This is a genomic window from Dyella monticola (assembly GCF_003363155.1).
GTDB lineage: Bacteria > Pseudomonadota > Gammaproteobacteria > Xanthomonadales > Rhodanobacteraceae > Dyella_B > Dyella_B monticola.
In genome coordinates, this window is the sequence record NZ_QRBE01000042.1 from 1 (window position 1) to 1,206 (window position 1,206).

Here is a 1,206-nt window from a genome sequence, read left to right on the forward strand (position 1 = left end):
AAGAAAAGCCCGGCAAAGGCCGGGCTTTTCCGTACAGCATGCAGCTTCCAATTACTGCTGGACCTGCAGCTCCGTACGACGGTTGCGAGCGCGGCCCGCTGCCGTCTTGTTGGTGTCGATCGGGTCGTTCATGCCATGACCGATCGGGCCTTCCAGGCGGCTCGGGTCGATGCCGTGCGAGGTCAGGTAGTCGTACACGATCTTCGCACGACGCTCCGACAGACCCTGGTTGTACGTCGCCGTACCCACGCCGTCGGTGTAACCGGCCACCGTCACGTGTACCTGCGGGTAGCGCTTGAGCGTGTCCACCGCCTGATCCAGGATCGCCAGCGAGTCGCTTGCCGGCACCGCCAGCGTCGGCTCGATGTTCGTCTCGCCCTTCTTCGGACGGTCAAACTTGAAGTTCACGCCCTTCAGGTCGATCACCACCTTCTGCGGGCAGCCATCCGGTCCCACGATCGTGCCTTCCGGCAGATCCGGGCACTTGTTGTCGCACAGGTTCACGCCATTGCGGAACTGCTTGGAGCAGTCCGGCTGTGGCGGCGGCGGCGGCGCCGGCGGAGCGGCCGGGGCCGGCACCGAACCGAGCTTGGCCACAATGCTGAAGCCCAGGTACCAGTCGCCGTAACCGTTCTTCTGTGGCTGGGTCTTGTCGTCCCAGTCATAGCGGTACGCCGCTTCCACGCGGAAGTCCGCGCTGTCGGTGATCGACTTGGAGATACCGGCACCGGCCTGCGCGCCCGGCGCCCAATCCTTATCCAGCGGGTTGTGGTGGTAGCTGCCCATCACACCGCCCATCAGGTACGGGCGCCAGCCAGTGGGCTCACCGAAGAAGTAGCGCGCCGACACGCCGTAGTTGTTGTTCGACCAGGTGTTGCCCTGACCAAACACATCCGTGTCCGCCTTGCGCTTGGTGCGGTCCACGAACAGTTCCACCGAAACGTTCGGGCTGATGAACTTACCCACCGACAGACCGTAGAAAATCTGACGGCTACGCGTGTTGCGATCGGTATCGTTGTAGTACCCGCCTACGGTCGGCGCAATGTACCAACGATCATCAAAGCCATTGGGCCACGCCGGCGCATTGCTGCTGGCCGTGCTGCCGCTGCTGGCCGCCGTATTGTCCTGCGCGTGAACGGCACCTACGCCGCCCAGGGCAAGAGCGATCAGAAAATATAAGCCCTTACGTTTCATCAGGTGTCTCCT

1 protein-coding gene is annotated in these 1,206 nt (G+C 63.0%); it reads right to left on the reverse strand.

Annotation, left to right across the window (positions count from 1 at the left end):
* Positions 1-51: 51 nt before the first annotated feature.
* Positions 52-1,194, reverse strand: coding sequence for an OmpA family protein (locus DWU98_RS21550; protein ID WP_115497626.1), 1,143 nt, complete (start codon positions 1,192-1,194; stop codon positions 52-54).
* Between the last annotated feature and the right edge of the window lie 12 nt (positions 1,195-1,206).